The sequence below is a fragment of the Mesorhizobium sp. P3_A2 genome (assembly GCF_056403115.1).
Genome location: NZ_JBFUGC010000005.1, coordinates 330,164 through 350,300 on the forward strand (window position 1 = coordinate 330,164; position 20,137 = coordinate 350,300).

The 20,137-nt window shown below is 62.5% G+C and carries 19 protein-coding genes; 17 read left to right on the forward strand and 2 right to left on the reverse strand.

Annotated elements, in window-relative coordinates; genetic code table 11:
* The first annotated feature begins 6 nt into the window (after nucleotides 1-6).
* The 5 genes from AC1DXM_RS14440 to trmB all read left to right on the forward strand — a co-directional run bounded on the left by AC1DXM_RS14440 (nucleotide 7) and on the right by trmB (nucleotide 4,905).
* Entirely contained in the window at nucleotides 7-477 is a 471-nt protein-coding gene (locus tag AC1DXM_RS14440; RefSeq protein WP_477233652.1) for a VOC family protein, read from the forward strand.
* 86 nt (nucleotides 478-563) lie between these two features.
* Nucleotides 564-2,156 carry an apolipoprotein N-acyltransferase gene (lnt, locus tag AC1DXM_RS14445; protein WP_477233653.1) on the forward strand — a complete coding sequence of 531 codons (1,593 nt, stop codon included), beginning with the start codon at nucleotides 564-566 and terminating at the stop codon, nucleotides 2,154-2,156.
* Nucleotides 2,157-2,293: 137 nt separating this feature from the next.
* Entirely contained in the window at nucleotides 2,294-2,713 is a 420-nt protein-coding gene (locus AC1DXM_RS14450) for a helix-turn-helix domain-containing protein (RefSeq protein WP_477233654.1), read from the forward strand.
* Nucleotides 2,714-2,917: 204 nt separating this feature from the next.
* Complete coding sequence (gene metK, locus AC1DXM_RS14455) at nucleotides 2,918-4,183, forward strand: methionine adenosyltransferase (protein ID WP_112566418.1); 1,266 nt, start codon at nucleotides 2,918-2,920, stop codon at nucleotides 4,181-4,183.
* Nucleotides 4,184-4,203: 20 nt separating this feature from the next.
* Nucleotides 4,204-4,905 carry a tRNA (guanine(46)-N(7))-methyltransferase TrmB gene (trmB, locus tag AC1DXM_RS14460; protein WP_477233655.1) on the forward strand — a complete coding sequence of 234 codons (702 nt, stop codon included), beginning with the start codon at nucleotides 4,204-4,206 and terminating at the stop codon, nucleotides 4,903-4,905.
* Nucleotides 4,906-4,943: 38 nt separating this feature from the next.
* Here trmB and AC1DXM_RS14465 read toward each other — a convergent pair whose 3' ends face one another.
* The gene (locus AC1DXM_RS14465) at nucleotides 4,944-5,108 is read right to left on the reverse strand and encodes a hypothetical protein (protein ID WP_436246063.1); all 165 of its coding nucleotides are present in this window, start codon (nucleotides 5,106-5,108) and stop codon (nucleotides 4,944-4,946) included.
* A 206-nt stretch (nucleotides 5,109-5,314) separates the two neighbouring features.
* Here AC1DXM_RS14465 and AC1DXM_RS14470 point away from each other — a divergent pair, with 206 nt between their 5' ends.
* From AC1DXM_RS14470 to AC1DXM_RS14525, 12 genes are all read left to right on the forward strand, one after another.
* Nucleotides 5,315-5,560, forward strand: a complete 246-nt coding sequence (locus AC1DXM_RS14470) for a CopG family ribbon-helix-helix protein (RefSeq protein WP_352555318.1) — start codon at nucleotides 5,315-5,317, stop codon at nucleotides 5,558-5,560.
* Nucleotides 5,557-5,844 carry a type II toxin-antitoxin system RelE/ParE family toxin gene (locus AC1DXM_RS14475; RefSeq protein WP_436257950.1) on the forward strand — a complete coding sequence of 96 codons (288 nt, stop codon included), beginning with the start codon at nucleotides 5,557-5,559 and terminating at the stop codon, nucleotides 5,842-5,844. The genes AC1DXM_RS14470 and AC1DXM_RS14475 overlap by 4 nt, the downstream gene beginning before the upstream one ends.
* 251 nt (nucleotides 5,845-6,095) lie before the next feature.
* Entirely contained in the window at nucleotides 6,096-6,728 is a 633-nt protein-coding gene (gene rimP, locus AC1DXM_RS14480; RefSeq protein WP_477233656.1) for a ribosome maturation factor RimP, read from the forward strand.
* Nucleotides 6,729-6,779: 51 nt separating this feature from the next.
* Nucleotides 6,780-8,375: a transcription termination factor NusA gene (nusA, locus tag AC1DXM_RS14485; RefSeq protein ID WP_477233657.1), complete on the forward strand. Its 1,596-nt coding sequence runs from the start codon at nucleotides 6,780-6,782 to the stop codon at nucleotides 8,373-8,375.
* A gap of 38 nt (nucleotides 8,376-8,413) precedes the next feature.
* The gene (locus AC1DXM_RS14490; protein ID WP_477233658.1) at nucleotides 8,414-9,064 is read left to right on the forward strand and encodes an RNA-binding protein; all 651 of its coding nucleotides are present in this window, start codon (nucleotides 8,414-8,416) and stop codon (nucleotides 9,062-9,064) included.
* Nucleotides 9,061-11,625 (forward strand): translation initiation factor IF-2, encoded by a 2,565-nt coding sequence (gene infB / locus AC1DXM_RS14495; RefSeq protein WP_112566400.1) that lies wholly within the window; start codon nucleotides 9,061-9,063, stop codon nucleotides 11,623-11,625. Before AC1DXM_RS14490 ends, infB begins: the two co-directional genes overlap by 4 nt.
* Before the next feature lie 171 nt (nucleotides 11,626-11,796).
* The gene (gene rbfA, locus AC1DXM_RS14500) at nucleotides 11,797-12,216 is read left to right on the forward strand and encodes a 30S ribosome-binding factor RbfA (protein ID WP_352555306.1); all 420 of its coding nucleotides are present in this window, start codon (nucleotides 11,797-11,799) and stop codon (nucleotides 12,214-12,216) included.
* Nucleotides 12,216-13,187 (forward strand): tRNA pseudouridine(55) synthase TruB, encoded by a 972-nt coding sequence (truB, locus tag AC1DXM_RS14505; RefSeq protein ID WP_477233659.1) that lies wholly within the window; start codon nucleotides 12,216-12,218, stop codon nucleotides 13,185-13,187. The genes rbfA and truB overlap by 1 nt, the downstream gene beginning before the upstream one ends.
* 44 nt (nucleotides 13,188-13,231) lie before the next feature.
* Nucleotides 13,232-14,326 (forward strand): magnesium/cobalt transporter CorA, encoded by a 1,095-nt coding sequence (gene corA / locus AC1DXM_RS14510; RefSeq protein ID WP_477233660.1) that lies wholly within the window; start codon nucleotides 13,232-13,234, stop codon nucleotides 14,324-14,326.
* A 96-nt stretch (nucleotides 14,327-14,422) separates the two neighbouring features.
* Entirely contained in the window at nucleotides 14,423-14,797 is a 375-nt protein-coding gene (rpsO, locus tag AC1DXM_RS14515; protein ID WP_477233661.1) for a 30S ribosomal protein S15, read from the forward strand.
* Between the two features lie 278 nt (nucleotides 14,798-15,075).
* Nucleotides 15,076-17,223, forward strand: coding sequence for a polyribonucleotide nucleotidyltransferase (gene pnp, locus AC1DXM_RS14520; RefSeq protein WP_477233662.1), 2,148 nt, complete (start codon nucleotides 15,076-15,078; stop codon nucleotides 17,221-17,223).
* Nucleotides 17,224-17,297: 74 nt separating this feature from the next.
* Nucleotides 17,298-18,311: a class I SAM-dependent methyltransferase gene (locus AC1DXM_RS14525; protein ID WP_477233663.1), complete on the forward strand. Its 1,014-nt coding sequence runs from the start codon at nucleotides 17,298-17,300 to the stop codon at nucleotides 18,309-18,311.
* A gap of 33 nt (nucleotides 18,312-18,344) precedes the next feature.
* Here AC1DXM_RS14525 and AC1DXM_RS14530 read toward each other — a convergent pair whose 3' ends face one another.
* A complete protein-coding gene (locus tag AC1DXM_RS14530; RefSeq protein WP_477233664.1) occupies nucleotides 18,345-19,898 on the reverse strand; it encodes a putative bifunctional diguanylate cyclase/phosphodiesterase in 1,554 nt (517 codons plus the stop codon).
* Between the last annotated feature and the right edge of the window lie 239 nt (nucleotides 19,899-20,137).

Below are 20,137 nucleotides of genomic sequence, written 5' to 3' on the forward strand. Positions count from 1 at the left end.
CGCCGCATGACGGTCGAAGACCCGTTCAAGCACACCACGTTCGGTTCCGGGGTTTTCTATAGGGATCCAAGGGCTGCACTGATCTGGCTTGAAGCCGCTTTCGGTTTCGAACCGAGCATGGTGGTCAGCGACGCCGACGGAAGGCTGGTCCATGCCGAAATGCGCTTCGGCGACGGCTACATCATCGTCGATTCAGAATGGACCGATCACGTCGCCAGCCCGGCTTCGGTCGGCGGCAAGAACACCCAGTCGGTCCGTGTGCGCCTGAAAGACGGCCTGGACGCGCATTGCGAACGGGCGAGGGCGGCCGGAGCCGAGATAGTCGAGGCGCCTGCCGACCAGTTCTACGGCGAGCGCCAGTATCGCGCCCGCGACCGCGAAGGCCATGTCTGGACCTTCACCCAGACCTTGCGCGCCGTTTCGCGCGAGGAGGCCGAGCAACTGAGCGGCTTCAGCATAGAAGGCTGGCACCGGTAACATCAGATCGCGCTTATCGATGTTTGGAGCACGGCGCGCAGCCTGATAAATCTTGGCTCCTGATTCGCACGACCTGGGAAGTCTGCATGGAGCGCCTAGCCGGCCGGATAATTCTGCTTTGGGGCTGGCGGCGTGCGCTTGTGGCGTTTCTCGCCGGCGCGCTGGCGGTGCTCGCCCAGGCGCCTTACGATTTCTTCGCCGTCTGTTTCGTCTCGTTTCCGCTGCTGGTCTGGCTGCTCGACGGCGCCACCGGCGAGGCTTCCGACAGCTGGCTCAGGCGGCTGCGACCAGCCTTTGCCATCGGCTGGTGGTTCGGCTTCGGTTATTTCCTCGCCGGCCTGTGGTGGATCGGCGAAGCGCTTCTGGTCGAGGCTGACAGTTTCGCCTGGGCCTTGCCCTTCGCGGTCGTCGGCATTCCTTTGGCGCTGGCGTTTTTCTACGGTTTCGCCACCGTCGTCGCGCGGCTGTTATGGACCAACGACATCGGCCGCATCGCCGCCCTTGCCTTTGCTTTCGGCCTGACCGAATGGCTGCGCGGCTTTCTGTTCACCGGCTTTCCCTGGAATGCCGTTGGCTATGCGGCGATGCCCGTACCGTTGTTGATGCAAAGCGTGTCGGTGACCGGCATGATCGGCATGAACGCGCTGGCGGTCTTTGTCTTTGCAATGCCGGCTCTGCTCGCCGCACGCCGGCATGTGCGCCTCGGACTGATATTGCTTGCCGCTCTCGTCGCCGCCCATGCCGGCTTCGGCTATTTCAGGCTGGCGGCTCCCGACAAGCCGGCAACGCACAATCTCGATGTCCGCATTGTGCAGCCGGATGTCGATCTCAGCGAGAAGTGGGACGCTTCGGTGCGCGACCGCATCTTCGCGACCATGATGGGCCTGTCGGCCGCAGCGCCGGATCCCGGTCACAACAAGCCGCAGCTGATCCTGTGGCCGGAGACCTCGGTGCCGTTCCTGTTCACCGAGCGCCCTGATGCGCTGACCGCGCTCGGCGACATGCTGCAGCCCGGGCAGATGCTGATTGCCGGCGTCGTGCGCGAGGAGGGCGGATCGGGGGCCGAGACCGGCAGCCGCTACTACAATTCAGTGGTGGCGATCGACGACAAGGGCGAGATTGCCGACGCCGTCGACAAGGTCCATCTGGTGCCCTTCGGCGAGTATCTGCCGTTCTCCGGTCTGCTCAGCCGCTTCGGCATCGAACAATTGGTCGCCGGGCCGATGAACTTTGCCGCCGGCAATGAGCGCCACCCGATCGTCTTGCCCGGCGGCATAAGCGCCTTGCCGTTTATTTGCTACGAGGTGATCTTTCCCGATCTGGTGGCGGTTGACGCTACGTCATCCCAGCTTATTGTGAATGTCACCAACGACGCCTGGTTCGGCGACACGCCCGGGCCGTACCAGCATTTCAGGCAGGCGCAGATTCGTACGGTGGAAAATGGATTGCCCCTGTTGCGCGCAGCCAACAACGGCATTTCGGCCGTTGTCGATACGCGCGGACGCATCGTCGACGCCCTGGCGGTCGATGCGCGCGGCGCCATCGACGTGCGGGTGCCCATCTCCGGGCAGGCCTTCATCTCCGCCGGTCAACGGCGCATTAACGGAATGCTGATCATGTTCCTGTTTGCCGTGATCGCCCTCGGCTTGAACGTAAGGCAACGGCTACGGGTGAATTGACAGTCGACACATTAGAAACTCATACTGTTCCCGCCTAATTTTCTCGAAGTCGGTTGGTGTTTCTGTTGGGGCAGTTGGCTCCGGCTTCGTTTGGGCGAGAAAAATAGAAAAAGCCGGAAAAATTCGGCGAGGAAAAAATGACAGAAGAAAACAAGAAAAAACCGAATCCGATCGACATCCATGTCGGAAGTCGCGTCCGGCTTCGGCGCAATATGCTTGGAATGAGCCAGGAAAAGCTGGGTGAAAATCTCGGTATTACGTTTCAGCAGATCCAAAAATATGAAAAGGGAACGAATCGCGTCGGCGCCAGCCGTCTGCAGGCAATAGCCTCGATACTCAGCGTGCCTGTCGCCTTCTTTTTCGAGGATGCGCCAGGGCAGGAGCCGGTGGGTAACAGAGGATTTGCCGAGGACGCTTCGATGGCTTTCGCCGTCGAATTCTGCGGCAGTCCGGAAGGACTTCAGCTCAACCGCGCCTTCGTCAAGATAGCGGATGCGAAGGTGCGCCGCCGGATCATTGATCTGGTGAAATCCCTTTCTGCCGAAGATGCCGAGTGATCCGGTGCGTCGATTGACCCATTGGCCGGAGTAGCCCAAGGGCTCGACTGCCGGCGGCGCCAAGCCGCCGGTGGTACAAGATATATTGCTGCGACATTCATGCCAGAACCGCGGCACCGCTTGACGAGCGGCGCCCGGCACCGTTAACACGTGGCGCGCCAAAATCGGCAGCCCTGCCGATCGTTTTTTCAAGAGGGGACACCCGTGACGCGGCAGAACTACTTCTTCACCTCGGAATCCGTTGCCGAGGGTCATCCCGACAAGGTTTGCGACCGCATCTCCGACGAGATCGTCGATCTGGTCTATCGCGAGGCCAAGAAGACCGGCATGGACCCGTGGAAAGTCCGCGTCGCCTGCGAGACTCTGGCCACCACCAACCGTGTTGTCATCGCCGGCGAGGTCCGGGTTCCCGAGACGCTGCTGAAGAAGGACAAGCAAGGCAACATCCTGATGGATTCCGCCGGCCACCCGGTCGTCAATCCGGCCAAGTTCAAGTCGGTCGCCCGCAAGGCGATCCGCGAAATCGGCTACGAGCAGGCCGGCTTCCACTGGAAAACGGCAAAGATCGAGGTTCTGCTGCACGGCCAGTCGCCTGACATCGGCCAGGGCGTCGACAACGCCGCCGACCGCCAGGGCGAGGAAGGTGCCGGCGACCAGGGCATCATGTTCGGCTATGCCTGCCGCGAAACGCCGGACCTGATGCCGGCGCCGATCTATTACAGCCACAAGATCCTCGAATTGCTCGCAGCCGCCCGTCACGAAAACAATGGCGAGGCCGGCAAGCTCGGTCCAGACGCCAAGAGCCAGGTCACCGTCCGCTACATCGACGGCAAGGCGGCGGAAGCGACGCAGATCGTGCTGTCGACCCAGCATCTCGATGCGAGCTGGGATTCCAAGAAGGTCCGCAAGGTCGTCGAACCTTATATCCGCGAGGCGCTCGGCGACCTCAAGATCGCCGACGATTGCATGTGGTACATCAACCCGACCGGCAAGTTCGTCATCGGCGGCCCGGATGGCGACGCTGGCCTGACCGGCCGCAAGATCATCGTCGACACTTATGGCGGCGCGGCCCCGCATGGCGGCGGCGCTTTCTCCGGCAAGGACACCACCAAGGTCGACCGTTCCGCTGCCTATGCGGCGCGTTACCTCGCCAAGAATGTCGTGGCGGCCAAGCTCGCCGATCGCTGCACCATCCAGCTTTCCTACGCCATCGGCGTTGCCCAGCCGCTGTCGGTCTATGTCGACCTGCACGGCACCGGCAAGGTCGACGAGGCCAAGCTCGAGGAAGCGCTGCGTACCGTGATGGACTTGTCGCCGTCCGGCATTCGCAGGCATCTCGACCTCAACAAGCCGATCTACGCCAAGACCTCGTCCTACGGCCATTTCGGCCGCAAGGCCGGTCGTGACGGGTCCTTCTCCTGGGAGAAGACCGATCTGGCCAAGGCGCTCAAGGACGCGGTCGCCGCCTGAGGGCGGCGCGCGACCCAGCCATGGATACAAAGGAAAGGCGGAGCCGGGCGACCGAAGGGTTCTTCGGCCGCCGGCACGGCAAGACCATTCGCCCGCAGCAGGCGGCCGCGCTGGAAAGCGGTCTTGGCGCCTATGGCCTCGACCTCTCCGCCGATGCGCCGGCAGAGCTGCGCACGCTGTTCGCAGCGGATGTTTCAACGGTTGGGCTGGAAATCGGCTTCGGCGGTGGCGAGCATCTGCTGTATCGGGCCACGGAGGCCCCGGCGACAGGCTTCATCGGCGTCGAGCCGTTCGTCAACGGCATGGCCAAGCTGATGATGGCGGTGCGGGAAAAGCCGCTCGCCAATCTTCGCGTTCACAATGACGACGCCACACGGCTGCTCGATTGGTTGCCTCAGGACTCGCTCGACGGCATCGACCTGCTCTACCCCGATCCCTGGCCGAAGAAAAAGCACTGGAAGCGGCGCTTTGTCAGCCCGCTCAATCTCGATCGGTTCGCGCGCGTCCTGAAGCCGGGCGGAAAATTCCGCTTCGCGTCCGACATCGACACCTATGTCAACTGGACCTTGTTGCACTGCCGGGCGCATGGCGCGCTCCTGTGGCAGGCTGAGGACGCGGCCGACTGGCATCGGCCCTATGAGGGCTGGCCGGGAACACGCTACGAGGCAAAAGCCATTCGCGAGGGCCGGCGGCCCGCCTATCTCACTTTCGTCAGGAAATAGTCCGAGGCGGGACCAACGGTCCCGCATCCGCTTCAGACTTAAAAACGGCCGATCTTGTCGAACGCGGTCGGGTCCATGCCGAGCCGGCGCAAATCGTTGGCGCGCGGCTTGCGGCCGGCTTCGACGGCCCGCGAGGCGGCAACGGCGCTGCCGAAGAGGGCAAAAGCGTCGCCGATGGCGGAAAACACAGTGCGGTTGTTCATTGTCTTGACCTTTCGCGCGCCACCGCGCGCCATCTCGGTTTGTGCAGTGCAACATAGATAGGGATGCGGCGTCTGAAATCACAGGGCCGTTACCGCATAGGCGGCATGCGCCCCGCGCAATGCGACCGTCTATAGCAATTGACGAACCGGATTGGTTCCATCACATTCAATGTGAACCAGATTGGGTTCATGAAATGGAGGCGCCGATGGCTGCTTTTACGGTACGACTCTCTGATGAGACGGCAGCCAAGCTTGACCAACTGGCGGGTAAAGTTGACCGCTCCCGCTCCTACGTCGCGGCTCAGGCGATCGAAGACTACGTTGCCAGGGAAGAATGGCAACTTGCAGAGATCGAGGCTGGGTTGGGCGAGGCCGACCGCGGTGAATTTGCAAGCGAACAAGAGCTGGCCGACGTGGTGGCGAAATACGTCAAGCCGTCTCTCGACCGATGAGCCGGGTCCGCTGGACGATCCGCGCACTGCGACGGCTCGATCAAATCGGCGCCTTTATAGCAAAGGACAACCCCAACGCCGCCGCACGGGTCGTTGCCCGCATCGTCTCTGCGGCGGACAATCTTGCCGAACAACCGGCAATGGGACGCATCGGGCGAATAAGGGGCACGCGAGAGCTTGTGCTGACCGATATCCCGTACCTCGTTCCGTATCGGGTGGTCGGTCGCGAGATCGAGATCATCACGGTCATGCATGCATCCCAGAAATGGCCGCGGCAGCTATAAGCAGCCGCCGTCACGATCAGCGCTGGCATCAAGACTTGAAACACCGGCCGGGATCGTCTATATCAGCCTCAAATTCTTGGTCGGTATGACGAAGAGTGGGTCCACCCGGTCCCGCTCTTTTTTATTACCTGCCGGTCAGTATCAGAGCATGATCCCGAAAAGTGGGACCCGGTTTTCGGACAAGATCATGCTCCAGCAAAGCGAAAGATCAGGATGACGATCATCCTGATCTGTAGAACGACAGGAACCGCATGACTGCAACGGCGAGCGAAGCCGACGACCGCATCATCCGCGAAAGCGGCATCGATGCGCGCATCGCGCTGATCGTTCAGCCGGTGTTGCGCGGCATCGGTTTCCGCCTCGTGCGGGTGCATTTGTCGGGCCAGAACGGGCTGACGCTGCAGATCATGGCCGAACGCGAGGATGGCACCATGACCGTCGAGGATTGCGAAGAGGTCAGCCGCGCTGTGTCTCCGGCCCTCGACGTCGACGATCCGATCGAGAAGGCCTATCATCTCGAAGTGTCGTCGCCGGGCATCGACCGGCCGCTGGTGCGCAAGTCGGATTTCGTCACCTGGACCGGCCATCTGGTTAAGATGGAAACCTCGGTGCTGGTCGCCGACCGCAAGCGCTTCAAAGGCAAGATCGCCGAAGCCGCTGAAGACGATGTGCTGATCGAGCGCGACAAGGCTGCTTATGGCGAAGAGCCGACGGTGCGGGTTCCCTATGACGCGATCGCCGATGTGCGGCTGATCCTCACCGACGACCTCATCCGCGACGCCCTGTCGAAGGATAACAGGGAACGCAAGGAAGCCAAGAAACGCCGCGGCGAGCCGGAAGACGATGTTTCCGAAGGCGCCACGGAAGAACACGAACAGGAATAACGATTGAGCTGCCGGGCCAAAGCTCCGGCACCCAGTTCGGGAGATAAAGACATGGTTGTAAGCGCCAACAGACTTGAACTGCTGCAGATCGCCGATGCGGTCGCGCGTGAAAAGTCGATCGACAAGTCGATCGTCATCGCCGCAATGGCCGATGCGATCCAGAAGGCTGCGCGCTCGCGCTACGGCCAGGAAACCAACATCCGCGCCGATATCAACGCCACCACCGGCGAGATGAAGCTGCAGCGGTTGATGGAAGTGGTCGAGAAGGTCGACGACTACGCCACCCAGATCGCCATCTCCTCGGCGCGCGAGCGCAATCCCGACGCCCAGCTCGGCGACTTCATCGCCGAACAGCTGCCGCCGATGGATTTCGGCCGCATCGCCGCCCAGTCGGCCAAGCAGGTCATCGTGCAGAAGGTGCGCGAAGCCGAACGTGACCGCCAGTATGACGAATACAAGGACCGCATCGGCGAGATCGTCAACGGCACCGTCAAGCGCGTCGAATATGGCAACGTCATCGTCGATCTCGGCCGTGGCGAGGCGATTATCCGCCGCGACGAGCTGATCCCGCGCGAAAACTACAAGTATGGCGACCGCGTCCGCGCCTATGTCTACGACGTGCGCCGCGAACAGCGCGGCCCGCAGATCTTCCTGTCGCGTACCCATCCGCAGTTCATGGCCAAGCTCTTCACCATGGAAGTGCCGGAAATCTACGACGGCATCATCGAGATCAAGTCGGTCGCCCGCGATCCGGGCTCGCGCGCCAAGATCGCCGTCATTTCGCGTGACTCGTCCATCGATCCGGTCGGCGCCTGCGTCGGTATGCGCGGCAGCCGCGTCCAGGCGGTGGTCGGCGAATTGCAGGGCGAAAAGATCGACATCATTCCGTGGTCGCCTTCGGCCGCCTCTTTCATCGTCAATGCGCTGCAGCCGGCGGAAGTCGCCAAGGTCGTGCTCGACGAAGATGCCGAGCGCATCGAGGTGGTGGTGCCGGACGACCAGCTGTCGCTGGCCATTGGCCGCCGCGGCCAGAACGTGCGTCTTGCTTCGCAGCTCACCGGCTGGGATATCGACATCCTGACCGAGGCCGAGGAATCCGAACGCCGCCAGAAGGAATTCGTCGAACGTTCGTCGCTGTTCATGGAAGCGCTCGATGTCGACGAGATGGTCGGCCAGGTGCTGGCCTCCGAAGGCTTCACCAGCGTCGAGGAAGTTGCCTATGTCGATTCGGGCGAGATCGCTTCGATCGACGGCTTCGACGAAGACACCGCTTCGGAGATCCAGACCCGCGCCCGCGAATATCTGGAGAAAATCGAAGCCGAGCACGACGAGAAGCGCAAGGCGTTGGGCGTCGCCGACGAACTGCGCGAAATCCCCGGCGTCACCACCGCCATGATGGTGACGCTCGGCGAGGATGGCGTGAAGACGATCGAGGATTTCGCCGGCTATGCCGCCGACGACCTCACCGGCTGGAAGGAACGCAAGGACGGCGAGACCAAGATCTATCCGGGCGTTCTCGCCAATCACGGCGTGTCGCGCGCCGATGCCGAGCAGATGGTTCTGGCGGCCCGCCTCAAGGCCGGCTGGATTACCGAAGACGAGCTTGCAGCCGAACAGGTCCCGGCTGACGAAGCTGTTGGTGCGTGAGGTGAAACCGCATCGCACACAACCCGCCCCAGGACGAGATGAACGATCGCACCTGCATCGTTACCCGCAGGCAAGCCGAGCCGGATGAACTGATCCGTTTCGTCGTCGGCCCGGATTCGGCCGTCGTTCCGGACATCAAGAGAAACCTGCCCGGCCGTGGTTGTTGGGTGAGCGCCGACCGCCTACATATCGACAAGGCGGCGGCGAAGAACCTGTTTGCCCGCGCCTTCAAGGCGCAAGTGACTGTGCCGCCCGATCTCGGTGGCATGGTCGACGGACTGCTTGCACGATCCGCTCTGGGCGTGCTCGGCCTTGCTCGCAAGGCCGGCGCGATCGCTCTCGGCGCCACCAAGGTCGAGAGCGCGGTGCGCAGTGGACTGGCGCTTTTCGTGCTCCACGCGACCGAAGCATCCGACGACGGCGTGCGCAAGATCAGCCAGGCGCGGCGGGCAACTGTCCACCTCGGCGGGCCTGCAGTCCTTGCCTACAAACTTTTCTCCGAGGCCGAGTTGAGCTTGGCATTGGGGGGCACAAATGTGATACATGCTGCCGTTCTCGCGGGAGACGCGGGCAAGGCGGTTGAGAAGCGCATGGTTGCGCTCGACCGATATCGGGGCGGAACCCCCGACGATCTGGCAATGCTTGCGGCCGTTGCTGACGAAGATGATGCTGCAGAGGATATGGAATGAGCGATACGAAATCGGGCGACGACAAGACGTTGAGTGTTACACCGAAGAAGACCTTGACGCTGAAGCGCCCCGGTACCGAGCAGAGCGTCGTGCGCCAGAATTTCTCGCATGGCCGCACCAAGCAGGTCCAGGTCGAGATCAAGAAGCGCAAATTCTCCATGCCCGGCGACAAGCCGGAGCCGGTGGCTGCACCCGTTTTGACGCCCAAGCCCGCGGTTGTGGCAGCCCCCGTGGTGCAGGAAGCGCCCAAGGCGCCGCCCCCGCCGCCGCCGGTCGAACGCAGCGGCATGGTGCTGAACGAATTGTCGCGTGGCGAAATGGAAGCCCGGCGCAGGGCGCTGGAAGGTTCCAAGGTTCGCGAAGTCGAGGATCGCCAGCGCGCCGCCGAAGACGCCAAGCGCCGCGCCGAGGACGAGGAGCGCCGCAAGCGCGAGCGCGAGGAATCCGCGCGCCGTCAGGCCGAGGAAGAAGCTCGTCTGCAGACCGAGGCCGAGTCCCGCCGCCGTGCCGAGGAAGAGGCGCGCCGTCGCGCGCCGCTGGCCGCCGAACTGGCGACGGTCGATGACGAGGAAGAGGTCAAGCCGAAACGCACCGGCGTCGGGGCACCGGTGCGCCGTCCGGTCACGCCCGAAGTGGCGCGTCCGGCCAAGCCGACCAAGGCCGAGGAAGACCGTCGTCGCGGCAAGCTGACCCTCAATACGGCGCTCTCCGATGAGGATGCGCGCGCCCGCTCGCTGTCGTCGATGCGTCGCCGCCAGGAAAAATTCAAGCGCGCGATGCACAATGAGCCGCGCGAGAAGGTTATGCGCGAAGTGATCCTGCCCGAAACCATCACCATCCAGGAACTGGCGCAGCGCATGTCCGAGCGCGCCGTCGATGTGGTCAAGTACTTCATGAAGCAGGGCCAGATCCTGAAGCCGGGCGACATTATCGACGCCGACACGGCTGAACTGGTCGCCACCGAATTCGGCCACACGGTCCGCCGCGTCGCCGAGTCCGACATCGAGGAAGGCCTGTTCAACATCGCCGACAATGCCGAGGACCTGGTGTCGCGGCCGCCGGTCGTGACCATCATGGGCCACGTCGACCATGGCAAGACCTCGCTGCTCGACGCCATCCGCAACGCCAATGTCGTCTCCGGCGAGGCCGGCGGCATCACCCAGCATATCGGCGCCTACCAGGTCGAGAAGAACGGTCAGAAGATCACCTTCATCGACACGCCCGGCCACGCCGCCTTCACTGCGATGCGCGCCCGCGGCGCCCAGGCCACGGACATCGCCATCCTGGTGGTGGCGGCCGACGACAGCGTCATGCCGCAGACGATCGAATCGATCAGCCATGCCAAGGCGGCGGGCGTTCCGATCATCGTGGCGATCAACAAGATCGACAAGCACGGCGCCGATCCGCAGAAGGTGCGTTCGGAATTGCTGCGCCATGAGGTGTTCGTCGAATCGATGGGCGGTGAAGTTCTGGACGTCGAAGTCTCGGCGACCAAGGGCACCAATCTCGACAAGCTGCTCGAGGCGATCCTGCTGCAGGCCGAAATTCTCGACCTCAAGGCCAATCCGGACCGCACCGCCGAGGGCGTCGTCATCGAAGCCCAGCTCGACAAGGGCCGCGGTCCCGTCGCCACCGTGCTGGTGCAGACCGGCACCTTGATGCCGGGCGACATTCTCGTCGCCGGCAACGAATGGGGCAGGGTGCGCGCGCTGGTCAACGACCGTGGCGAACAGGTCAAGGAAGCCCCGCCGGCTATGCCGGTCGAGGTGCTTGGTCTCCAAGGCACGCCGCAGGCCGGTGACCGCTTCGCCGTCGTCAACAACGAGGCCCGTGCCCGCGAGATCACCGAGTATCGTCAGCGTCTGGCCCGTGAGAAGGCGGTGGCCAAGCATGCCGGCCAGCGTGGCTCGCTCGAACAGATGATGTCGCAGTTGCAGACGAGCGGGTTGAAGGAATTCCCGCTGGTCATCAAGGGCGACGTGCAGGGTTCGATCGAGGCGATCAGCGCTGCTCTGGACAAGCTCGGCACCGACGAGGTGCGTGCGCGCATCGTTCATGCCGGCGCCGGCGCCATCACCGAGAGTGACGTGTCGCTGGCGGAGACTTCGGGCGCCGCTATCATCGGCTTCAATGTCCGCGCCAACGCGCAGGCACGTGCTGCCGCTGTCGCTGCCGGTATCGAGATCCGCTACTACTCGATCATCTATAACCTCGTCGATGACGTGAAGGCGGCGCTTTCGGGCCTGCTTTCGCCGGAACGTCGCGAGACCTTCATCGGCAATGCCGAGATCCTCGAGATCTTCGACATCACCAAGGTCGGCAAGATTGCCGGCTGCCGTGTCACCGAAGGCAAGGTCGAGCGCGGTGCGGGCGTACGCCTGATCCGCGACAACGTCGTCATCCACGAAGGCACGCTGAAGACGCTCAAGCGCTTCAAGGACGAAGTTGCGGAAGTCCCGGGCGGCCAGGAGTGCGGCATGGCCTTCCAGAACTACGAGGACATGCGCGTCGGCGACATCATCGAGTGCTTCCGCGTCGAGATGGTGACCCGGACGCTCTGAGTTCGTATACTGTCGATACGACCGGGCGGTGGTCGAAAGACCGCCGCCCTAACTTTAATGCCTGTCGCCCAAAAGTGCGTAGCGGTTTTGGAATAAACGACATGCATAGAACAAGTATGAGACGTGCGGCACGGTCCTATCCCGCGCCTCACGCTTTCAGGATTGAGAAAAATGCCCCGTCCAACCGTCTCCAGCCCATCCCAGCGCATGTTGCGCGTCGCCGAACAGGTGCGCCATGCACTCTCCGAAACCTTGCAGCGCGGCGAGATCATCGATCCGCTGATCGAGAATACCGTGGTGTCGGTCTCGGAAGTGCGCATGTCGCCCGACTTGAGGGTTGCCACTGCTTTTGTCTCGCCACTCGGCGCCAAGGATACCGGTGCGGTGATCGACGCGCTCAACAAGCACGCGAAATTCGTCCGTGGCCGCGTCTCCGGCGCGCTGCGGCAGATGAAGTTCATGCCTGAGTTCCGCTTCAAGCTCGACACGTCCTTCGACAATTTTGCCAGGATCAACGATCTCTTGAAGTCGCCCGAAGTCGCGCGAGACTTGGGTGCCGATGGCGAAGACAACGACAAGGACCAGAAATAGTGGGGCGCCGCGGCAAGAAGAAGGGCCGGCCGATCTCGGGCTGGGTGGTGCTGGACAAGCCGGTCGGCATGGGCTCGACCGAAGCCGTCTCCAAGATCAAATGGCTGTTCCAGGCCGAAAAGGCCGGCCATGCCGGCACGCTCGACCCGCTGGCCTCCGGCATGCTGCCGATCGCGCTCGGCGAGGCGACCAAGACCGTGCCCTATGTCCAGGACGGCGCCAAGATCTATCGGTTCACCGTCGCCTGGGGCGAGGAGCGCTCGACCGACGATCTTGAGGGTCCGGTGACGCAAAACTCCGACCGGCGTCCGACCGAGGCCGACGTCAGGGCGCTGCTGCCGAAATACACCGGCGTCATCATGCAGACGCCGCCGCAATTCTCGGCCATCAAGATAGCAGGCGAGCGCGCCTACGACCTCGCCCGCGAGGGCGAGACGGTCGACATACCCGCGCGTGAGATCGAAATCGGCCGCCTCGATATTGTGGAGCACGCTGCCGACCGCACCCTTTTCGAGGTCGAATGCGGCAAGGGCACCTATGTGCGCTCGCTGGCCCGCGACATTGGCCGCGACCTTGGCTGCTTCGGTCATATCGCCGAGTTGCGCCGAGTCGAGGTCGAGCCGTTCACCCAGGAGGACTTCGTCACCGTCGCTGAACTGGAGGCCGCCCGCTTTGGCGAACAGCAAGAAGCCGCCAGCGATGGCAACGCCGACGCTGCCGATGCGCCGATCGACTTCGGCGCCATCGATGCGCTGCTTGTCGACACGGCAGCCGCGCTCGACTGCCTGCCGCAGATCGCCATCAGCGACGAAGCGGCGACCAAGATCCGGCTTGGCAATCCGGTCATCATCCGCGGCCGCGACGCGCCCGTGGAAGCCGAGGAAGCATGCGCCACCGCGCGTGGCAAGCTGGTTGCCATCGGCGCCATCGAGCAAGGCATGTTCAAGCCGAAGCGGGTCTTTGCCGGTTGATTCCTGTCGTCTAATCTCAATCGGACGTTACACCCGAGGGGCACATGGCAAAGGCTGATACGGTGAAGAAGCGGGCGCCGGTGAAAACGCGGCGGCCGCCGGTCGGCGCTTCGCCAGGTACGCTGATCGCTGATCCGGCGGCGCGCCGCTCCGAGCTCCGCCTGACGCTGATCTCACCGGACAAATTCAAGACCATCGACAAGGCCAGCATCGATGATCTCAACACCCATTGCGACAACTGGCCGGTCGTCTGGCTGGACTGCACGGGTCTCGCCAACATCCAGCTGATCGAGGAGATCGGCCGGATTTTCAACCTGCATCCGCTGGCTCTGGAAGACGTGGTCAACACCGGCCAGCGGCCGAAGGTCGACTTCTTCGAGGACCACGCTTTCGTCGTGATGCGCATGATCGACGACGTCAAGGTGCATCGCTACGAGCAGATCGCGGTGTTCTTCGGCAGGAATTTCGTCGTCACCTTCCAGGAGCGCGAAGGCGATCCGTTCGACCCCGTACGCAAGCGCATTGCCGCCTCCCTGCCCAACCGGTTGCGGATGCGCGGCGCCGACTATCTGGCCTATGCGCTCATCGATGCCATCGTCGATAGCTATTTCCCGCCGATTGAGGCCGCCAGCGAGGAGGTCGACGGCATCGAGGACGAGATGCTCAACACCCCGCACAAGCATCAGATGCGGCAGCTGCACGAGTTGCGGCGCGACGCCAATGTGCTCAAGGGCGTGCTATGGCCGATGCGCGATGCACTGGCGACGTTGATCCGCAACGACGTGCCCTATGTGAAGCCTGAGACGAAGATCTTCTTCAACGACACGCTCGATCACGCACTGCGGCTGATCGAACTGGTCGAGAACCAGCGCGACATGCTGACCGGCCTGATCGAAATGCATCTGTCGCTGAGCCAGGCGCGCACCAACGATGTCATCTCTTATCTGACCATCGTCTCGGTGATTTTCATGCCGTTAACCTTCCTGGTTGGAATCTGGGGGATGAATTTCGACCCCGAAAGCTCGCCATGGAATATGCCGGAACTGAAAGCCTATTATGGCTACCCGGCTTCGCTGCTGTTCATGCTGGCTGTCGCTGTCGGCCTGATCGTCTTCTTCAAAAGCAAGAAGTGGCTATAGACTGCTTGCGTCCGGGAAATCTTGGCTTCGCCAGCAAAAGGCTGCGACAAGCCGGCTTTATGAATTGGGCTGGTGTTTTCCGGGGAATTGCCCTATATGCGCCGCAGCATCGCGCCATGTCGCGTTGCTTGCACCGGCCCCTGCTGGACGACATCCCGGCTGTGGGCGACCCGTTTCCTCAAACAGATAAGGAAAAACACGATGTCGATTACTGCCGAGCGCAAAAAGGAATTGATGGGTGAATTTGCAACCGCCAAGGGCGATACCGGGTCTCCGGAAGTCCAGGTGGCCATCCTTTCCGAGCGCATCAAGAACCTGACCGACCACTTCAAGGACCACAAGAAGGATAACCATTCCCGCCGTGGTCTGCTCGCTCTCGTCTCCCAGCGCCGCAGCCTGCTTGATTATCTCAAGCGCAAGGATGACGCGCGCTATCAGACGCTGATCGAGAAGCTCGGTCTGCGCCGTTGACGAATTGACCGGCGGGCTTTCTTCGGAGAGCCCGCCGGTCGCGCATTCTGCCAGTCGTATCGATTGGCCAGACCCGGTTTCGAGCATGCAGAGGGCCACTCGAAACCGCCCATGGACGGTCATGGGGCAGGATTGCAGGACGCTCGTGCGCTGACCAGCGCCGAAATTTACCCGAGCTTCCCGTTGTCTTGCCCGTGGCTGCCCGAGAAAGGAAGCCAGGGAAGGGCATCCGCGCACCGTGAAACGGCGCGGCCCTTTCCGCTTATTAAGGACAAGACATGTTCAATCACCACAAAGTGGAAATCGAATGGGGCGGCCGTCCGCTCATCCTGGAAACCGGCAAGATCGCGCGTCAGGCTGACGGCGCGGTGCTCGCGACCTACGGCGAAACCAAGGTTCTCGCCACCGTCGTTTCGATGAAGGAGCCGAAGCCGGGTCTCGATTTCTTCCCGCTGACCGTCAACTACCAGGAAAAGACCTACGCCGCCGGCAAGATCCCAGGCGGCTACTTCAAGCGCGAAGGCCGTCCGAGCGAAAAGGAAACGCTGGTTTCCCGCCTGATCGACCGCCCGATCCGCCCGCTCTTCGCCGACGGCTACAAGAACGACACCCAGATCGTCGTCACCGTCGTCCAGCATGACCTCGAAAACGATCCGGACATCCTGTCGATCGTTGCCACCTCGGCCGCTCTGACGCTCTCGGGCGTTCCCTTCATGGGCCCGGTCGGCGGCGCTCGCGTCGGTTACATCAACGGCGAATATGTGCTCAACCCGCATGTCGACGAGATGCAGGAATCCAAGCTCGACCTCGTTGTCGCCGGCACCGCCGACGCCGTTCTGATGGTCGAGTCCGAAGCCAAGGAACTTGGCGAAGAGCTGATGCTCGGCGCCGTCATGTTCGGCCACAAGGGCTTCCAGCCGGTGATCGACGCCATCATCAAGCTGGCCGAAGTTGCCGCCAAGGAGCCGCGCGATTTCACGGCGCCGGATTACTCCGCGCTTGAAGCCGAGATGTTGAAGATCGTTGGCGACGAGCTCAGCAATGCCTACAAGAACGTCGACAAGCAGAAGCGCTACGCCGCCGTCGACGCCGTCAAGGCCAAGGTCAAGGCAGCGTTTGCCCCGGCCGAAGGCGAAGACGCCAAGTACACGTCCGAGCAGATCGGCTCGGTGTTCAAGGAACTTCAGGCCAAGGTCGTGCGCTGGAACATCCTCGACACCGGCTCGCGCATCGACGGCCGTGACCTCAAGACGGTCCGCAAGATCGTCTCCGAAGTTGGCGTCCTGCCGCGCACCCACGGTTCGGCGCTGTTTACCCGCGGCGAGACCCAGGCGCTGGTCGTTGCCACGCTCGGCACCGGCGAGGACGAGCAGTATGTCGATTCGCTGACCGGCATGTACAAGGAGAAGTTCCTCCTTCACTACAACTTCCCTCCCTACTCGGTCGGTGAGACCGGCCGCATGGGTTCGCCGGGTCGCCGCGAAATCGGCCACGGCAAGCTCGCATGGCGCGCCATCCGACCGATGCTGCCGAGCGCTGACCAGTTCCCCTACACGCTGCGCGTCGTCTCCGAGATCACCGAGTCCAACGGCTCGTCGTCGATGGCGACCGTCTGCGGCACCTCGCTGGCGCTGATGGATGCCGGTGTTCCGCTGGCAAAGCCGGTCGCCGGTATCGCCATGGGGCTGATCAAGGAAGGCGAGCGCTTCGCGGTTCTCTCCGACATCCTGGGTGACGAAGATCACCTCGGCGACATGGACTTCAAGGTCGCCGGCACCGCCAACGGCATCACCTCGCTGCAGATGGATATCAAGATCGAGGGTATCACCGAGGAGATCATGAAGATCGCGCTGGACCAGGCCAAGGATGGCCGCCAGCATATCCTCGGCGAGATGGCGCATGCTCTGACCGGCGCCCGTCCCGAACTCGGTGAGTTCGCGCCGCGCATCGAGGTCATGCACATCCCGACCGACAAGATCCGCGACGTCATCGGCTCCGGCGGCAAGGTCATCCGCGAGATCGTCGAGAAGACCGGCGCCAAGATCAACATCGAGGATGACGGCACGGTCAAGATCGCTTCGTCGAACGCCAAGGAAATCGAGGCGGCCAAGAAGTGGATCCACACCATCGTCGCCGAGCCGGAAGTCGGCGAGATCTACGAAGGCACGGTCGTCAAGACCGCCGACTTCGGCGCTTTCGTCAACTTCTTCGGCCCGCGTGACGGCCTCGTCCACATCTCGCAGCTTGCCAACGACCGGGTCGCCAAGACCTCGGACGTCGTCAAGGAAGGCGACAAGGTCTGGGTCAAGCTGATGGGCTTCGACGAGCGCGGCAAGGTCCGCCTGTCGATGAAGGTCGTCGACCAGGCCACCGGCAAGGAAATCGCCCGCGACAAGAAGACCGAAGGCGAAGAAAACGCCGCCTGAGCGGTCTGATAGTGAAATTGAAACGGGCGCGGCATAGGTCGCGCCCGTTTTCGTTTAAGGCGTGAGATCGAAGAATGGCCGCTGAGCCGCTGAAGACACTCTTCCATCCCTTCGAGGCCGAGGCGCTGCCTCTGCCGCAAAAGGGCGGGCGTGTGCTGTTCCTGGGCGCCGAACCCGGTTTTCGTTTGCCTGAAGGCTTCGATGCAGAACTCCATCTCGTGCAGGGCTTCCGGCCGCATTTCCGCGTGCTGGAGCGTGCCGGCCACACGGTGACGCCGCGCCCGGAAGGCGATGCATTCGGTGCGGCCCTCGTCCTCGTCGGCCGCCATCGCGGCCAGAACGAGATGCGCATAGCCGAGGCGGTCGCACGCGTTGCACCTGGGGGGCTGATCGTTGTCGCCGGCGGCAAGGAAGACGGCATCGACAGCCTGCGCAAGCGCATCGACGAGCTTGTCCCGGTCGAAGGCCATCTGCCGAAACATCACGGCATTGCCTTCTGGCTTCGCCGTCCTGTCGATCTGGCCATCGCGGAAAAACTCCGGGCCGCCAACCCTGTCGCGCTGATCGATGGCCGCTTCCGCACCGCGCCTGGCATGTTCTCCTTCGATCGGATCGACGCCGGTTCAAAACTTCTGGTCGATAACCTGCCCAAAGACCTGCGCGGCAACATCGCCGATTTTTGTGCCGGCTGGGGCTATGTCGCCGCCGAGGTGGCGGCAAGTTCACCCGGCATAACCGGGCTCGACCTCTATGAGGCGGATTTCGACGCACTGGAGGCGGCAAAGGGCAATATCGGTGTGACCAGCATCGAGCCGGGCTTCTTCTGGATCGATCTGCTGAGCGAGCCGGTCGAGCGGCGCTATGACGTGATCGTCATGAACCCACCCTTTCATCGCAGCCGGGCGGCCGAGCCGGAAATCGGCGCTGGCATGATCCAGACGGCGGGCAAGGCGCTGAAGCCGGGCGGGCGGCTGTTCATGGTGGCAAACCGCCAGCTGCCTTACGAGCCTGTCCTGAAGGCTGTCTTCTCCAGCCATTCCGAACTCGCCCGCGACGGCATGTTCAAGGTCTTTGCAGCGCGTCGATAGGACAACTTCCGGAAAAAGGCGCGTAGCGCCGCCTCAATGCATGCTGACGATGCGCGCCGGCTCGTGGACGGGAATGGTCGCTCTGATCTCGCCGGGCTTGATCTTGAGCGGCGCCGGCCTGCCGAACAGATAGCCTTGCACCATCTCGCAGCCGGCTGCTCTCAAGAGCGTCGCCTGGTTCTCGGTCTCGACGCCTTCGGCGATAATGCCGACACCGAGCGCCCGTGACAGGCCGACGATGGTCGAGACGACGGCACCCGAATTGGAATCGGTGTCCATGCGGCTGATGAAGGAGCGGTCGATCTTCAGCTTCCCGAAGGCGAAGTCGATCAGATAACTCAGATTGGAATAGCCGGTACCGAAATCGTCGACGGCCACCGAAATGCCCATGTCGGCAAGCTGCTGCAGGATGATGGCGGCGCGGTCGCGGTCCTGCATCATCGCCGTCTCGGTCAGTTCGAGCTCCAGCCGTGACGGCTTGATGCCTGTGCTGGCCATCGTGTCGCGCACGATACCAACGAAATCCTTGGTCATGAACTGGACCGGCGAGATGTTGACGGCAACAAAGCAGTCCTCGGGCAAATGGCGGGCGTCGCTGCAGGCCTTGTGCAGCACCCAATTGCCGATCGGGTGGATCATGCCGGTCTCTTCGGCGATCGGAATGAACTCCATCGGCGGGATCATGCCGCGTTCGGGATGCTTCCAGCGGATCAGCGCCTCGTAGCCGACGATGCGGCCGCTCGGCAGGTCGAGCTGCGGCTGGTAGTGGAGGTCGAAATCGCCGCGGTCGAAGGCAATGTGCAGCTCGGATTCGATCCAATGGCGGTAATCGGCTACCTGGCCCATGTCGGAATGGAAGACCGCCCAGTTGCCCACCCCGCCGGCTCGAGCATTCTGCAGCGCTAGGTTGGAGCGGCGCAGGACGAGGACCGGATCGACGCCGTCCTTCGGCATCGCCACGATGCCTACCGACAGGCCGACCGATTGCAGGTGGGAATCAAGCTGGTAGGGCTTCAGCATCTCCTCAATCAGGGTTTCGACAGTGGCTTCCATCGATCCCTGCATCTCATGTTCCGAGACGAGGATGGCGAACTCGCCGGCACCGATGCGCCCCATCACCGTGCCTTCAGGCATGCAGGCCCTCAGTCGTTTGGTAAAGGCGCGGATCAGTTCGTCGCCATGGCTGTAGCCGATCGCGTCGTTGATCTGTTTGAAGCGGTCGATGTCGATGTCGATGAGGAACACCGGCTCGCCGGTCTTGATCGTCGCCGACGCAGCATCGGCAACCTTGCCGACCATGGCCGGCCGCGCCAAAAGCCCGGTCAGCTTGTCGAACTGGGTTTCGTTGAAGACGTAGTCCACCGATTCGTCAACGCCGGCGAAGAAGGACAGGGACGCACCGGCGGCGGCCAGCGCGCACAAAGCCGACGCGATGCCGACCATGGTTCCTGCCTGCATGCCGGCAAAGCCGTCACCGAAACCGAACTGGAGACCCCAGAGCCCGAGAACGAAACTGCCAAGGCCCGACGCGGCGACGGTGAGCAGCCGGAACACAGGCGTTCGCTTCGGATTGCTGACAGCAGGCATTACTCAGTCCCTGTCGCATGATCTCGAAAATCAACTCGAATTTCCGGAAAGATCACATGCAAATTCATAAATCGTAAAGCATCCCTTTGCGCCCAGAAAGAACGCGCAGTGCTCTAGCCATAGGACTTATAGCGGATATCTCCTTAAAATGAGTTTCCGCCAATGCATCTAATTTTACTGGAAGAACTGGAGCATGATCGCAAAAAGTGATCCCAGCTTTTCTCGGGTAAACGGGAACC

Excerpts from the sequence above, each read along its gene's own strand:
- AC1DXM_RS14470 (WP_352555318.1), top strand. The coding sequence starts at position 5,315 with ATGGCTGCTTTTACGGTACGACTCTCTGATGAGACGGCAGCCAAGCTT.
- AC1DXM_RS14490 (WP_477233658.1), top strand. The coding sequence starts at position 8,414 with ATGAACGATCGCACCTGCATCGTTACCCGCAGGCAAGCCGAGCCGGAT.
- trmB (WP_477233655.1), top strand. The coding sequence starts at position 4,204 with ATGGATACAAAGGAAAGGCGGAGCCGGGCGACCGAAGGGTTCTTCGGC.
- infB (WP_112566400.1), top strand. The coding sequence starts at position 9,061 with ATGAGCGATACGAAATCGGGCGACGACAAGACGTTGAGTGTTACACCG.
- AC1DXM_RS14530 (WP_477233664.1), bottom strand. The coding sequence starts at position 19,898 with ATGCCTGCTGTCAGCAATCCGAAGCGAACGCCTGTGTTCCGGCTGCTC.
- nusA (WP_477233657.1), top strand. The coding sequence starts at position 6,780 with ATGGTTGTAAGCGCCAACAGACTTGAACTGCTGCAGATCGCCGATGCG.
- AC1DXM_RS14475 (WP_436257950.1), top strand. The coding sequence starts at position 5,557 with ATGAGCCGGGTCCGCTGGACGATCCGCGCACTGCGACGGCTCGATCAA.
- AC1DXM_RS14440 (WP_477233652.1), top strand. The coding sequence starts at position 7 with ATGACGGTCGAAGACCCGTTCAAGCACACCACGTTCGGTTCCGGGGTT.
- pnp (WP_477233662.1), top strand. The coding sequence starts at position 15,076 with ATGTTCAATCACCACAAAGTGGAAATCGAATGGGGCGGCCGTCCGCTC.
- AC1DXM_RS14450 (WP_477233654.1), top strand. The coding sequence starts at position 2,294 with ATGACAGAAGAAAACAAGAAAAAACCGAATCCGATCGACATCCATGTC.
- AC1DXM_RS14525 (WP_477233663.1), top strand. The coding sequence starts at position 17,298 with ATGGCCGCTGAGCCGCTGAAGACACTCTTCCATCCCTTCGAGGCCGAG.
- corA (WP_477233660.1), top strand. The coding sequence starts at position 13,232 with ATGGCAAAGGCTGATACGGTGAAGAAGCGGGCGCCGGTGAAAACGCGG.
- lnt (WP_477233653.1), top strand. The coding sequence starts at position 564 with ATGGAGCGCCTAGCCGGCCGGATAATTCTGCTTTGGGGCTGGCGGCGT.
- rbfA (WP_352555306.1), top strand. The coding sequence starts at position 11,797 with ATGCCCCGTCCAACCGTCTCCAGCCCATCCCAGCGCATGTTGCGCGTC.
- rimP (WP_477233656.1), top strand. The coding sequence starts at position 6,096 with ATGACTGCAACGGCGAGCGAAGCCGACGACCGCATCATCCGCGAAAGC.
- AC1DXM_RS14465 (WP_436246063.1), bottom strand. The coding sequence starts at position 5,108 with ATGAACAACCGCACTGTGTTTTCCGCCATCGGCGACGCTTTTGCCCTC.
- rpsO (WP_477233661.1), top strand. The coding sequence starts at position 14,423 with ATGCGCCGCAGCATCGCGCCATGTCGCGTTGCTTGCACCGGCCCCTGC.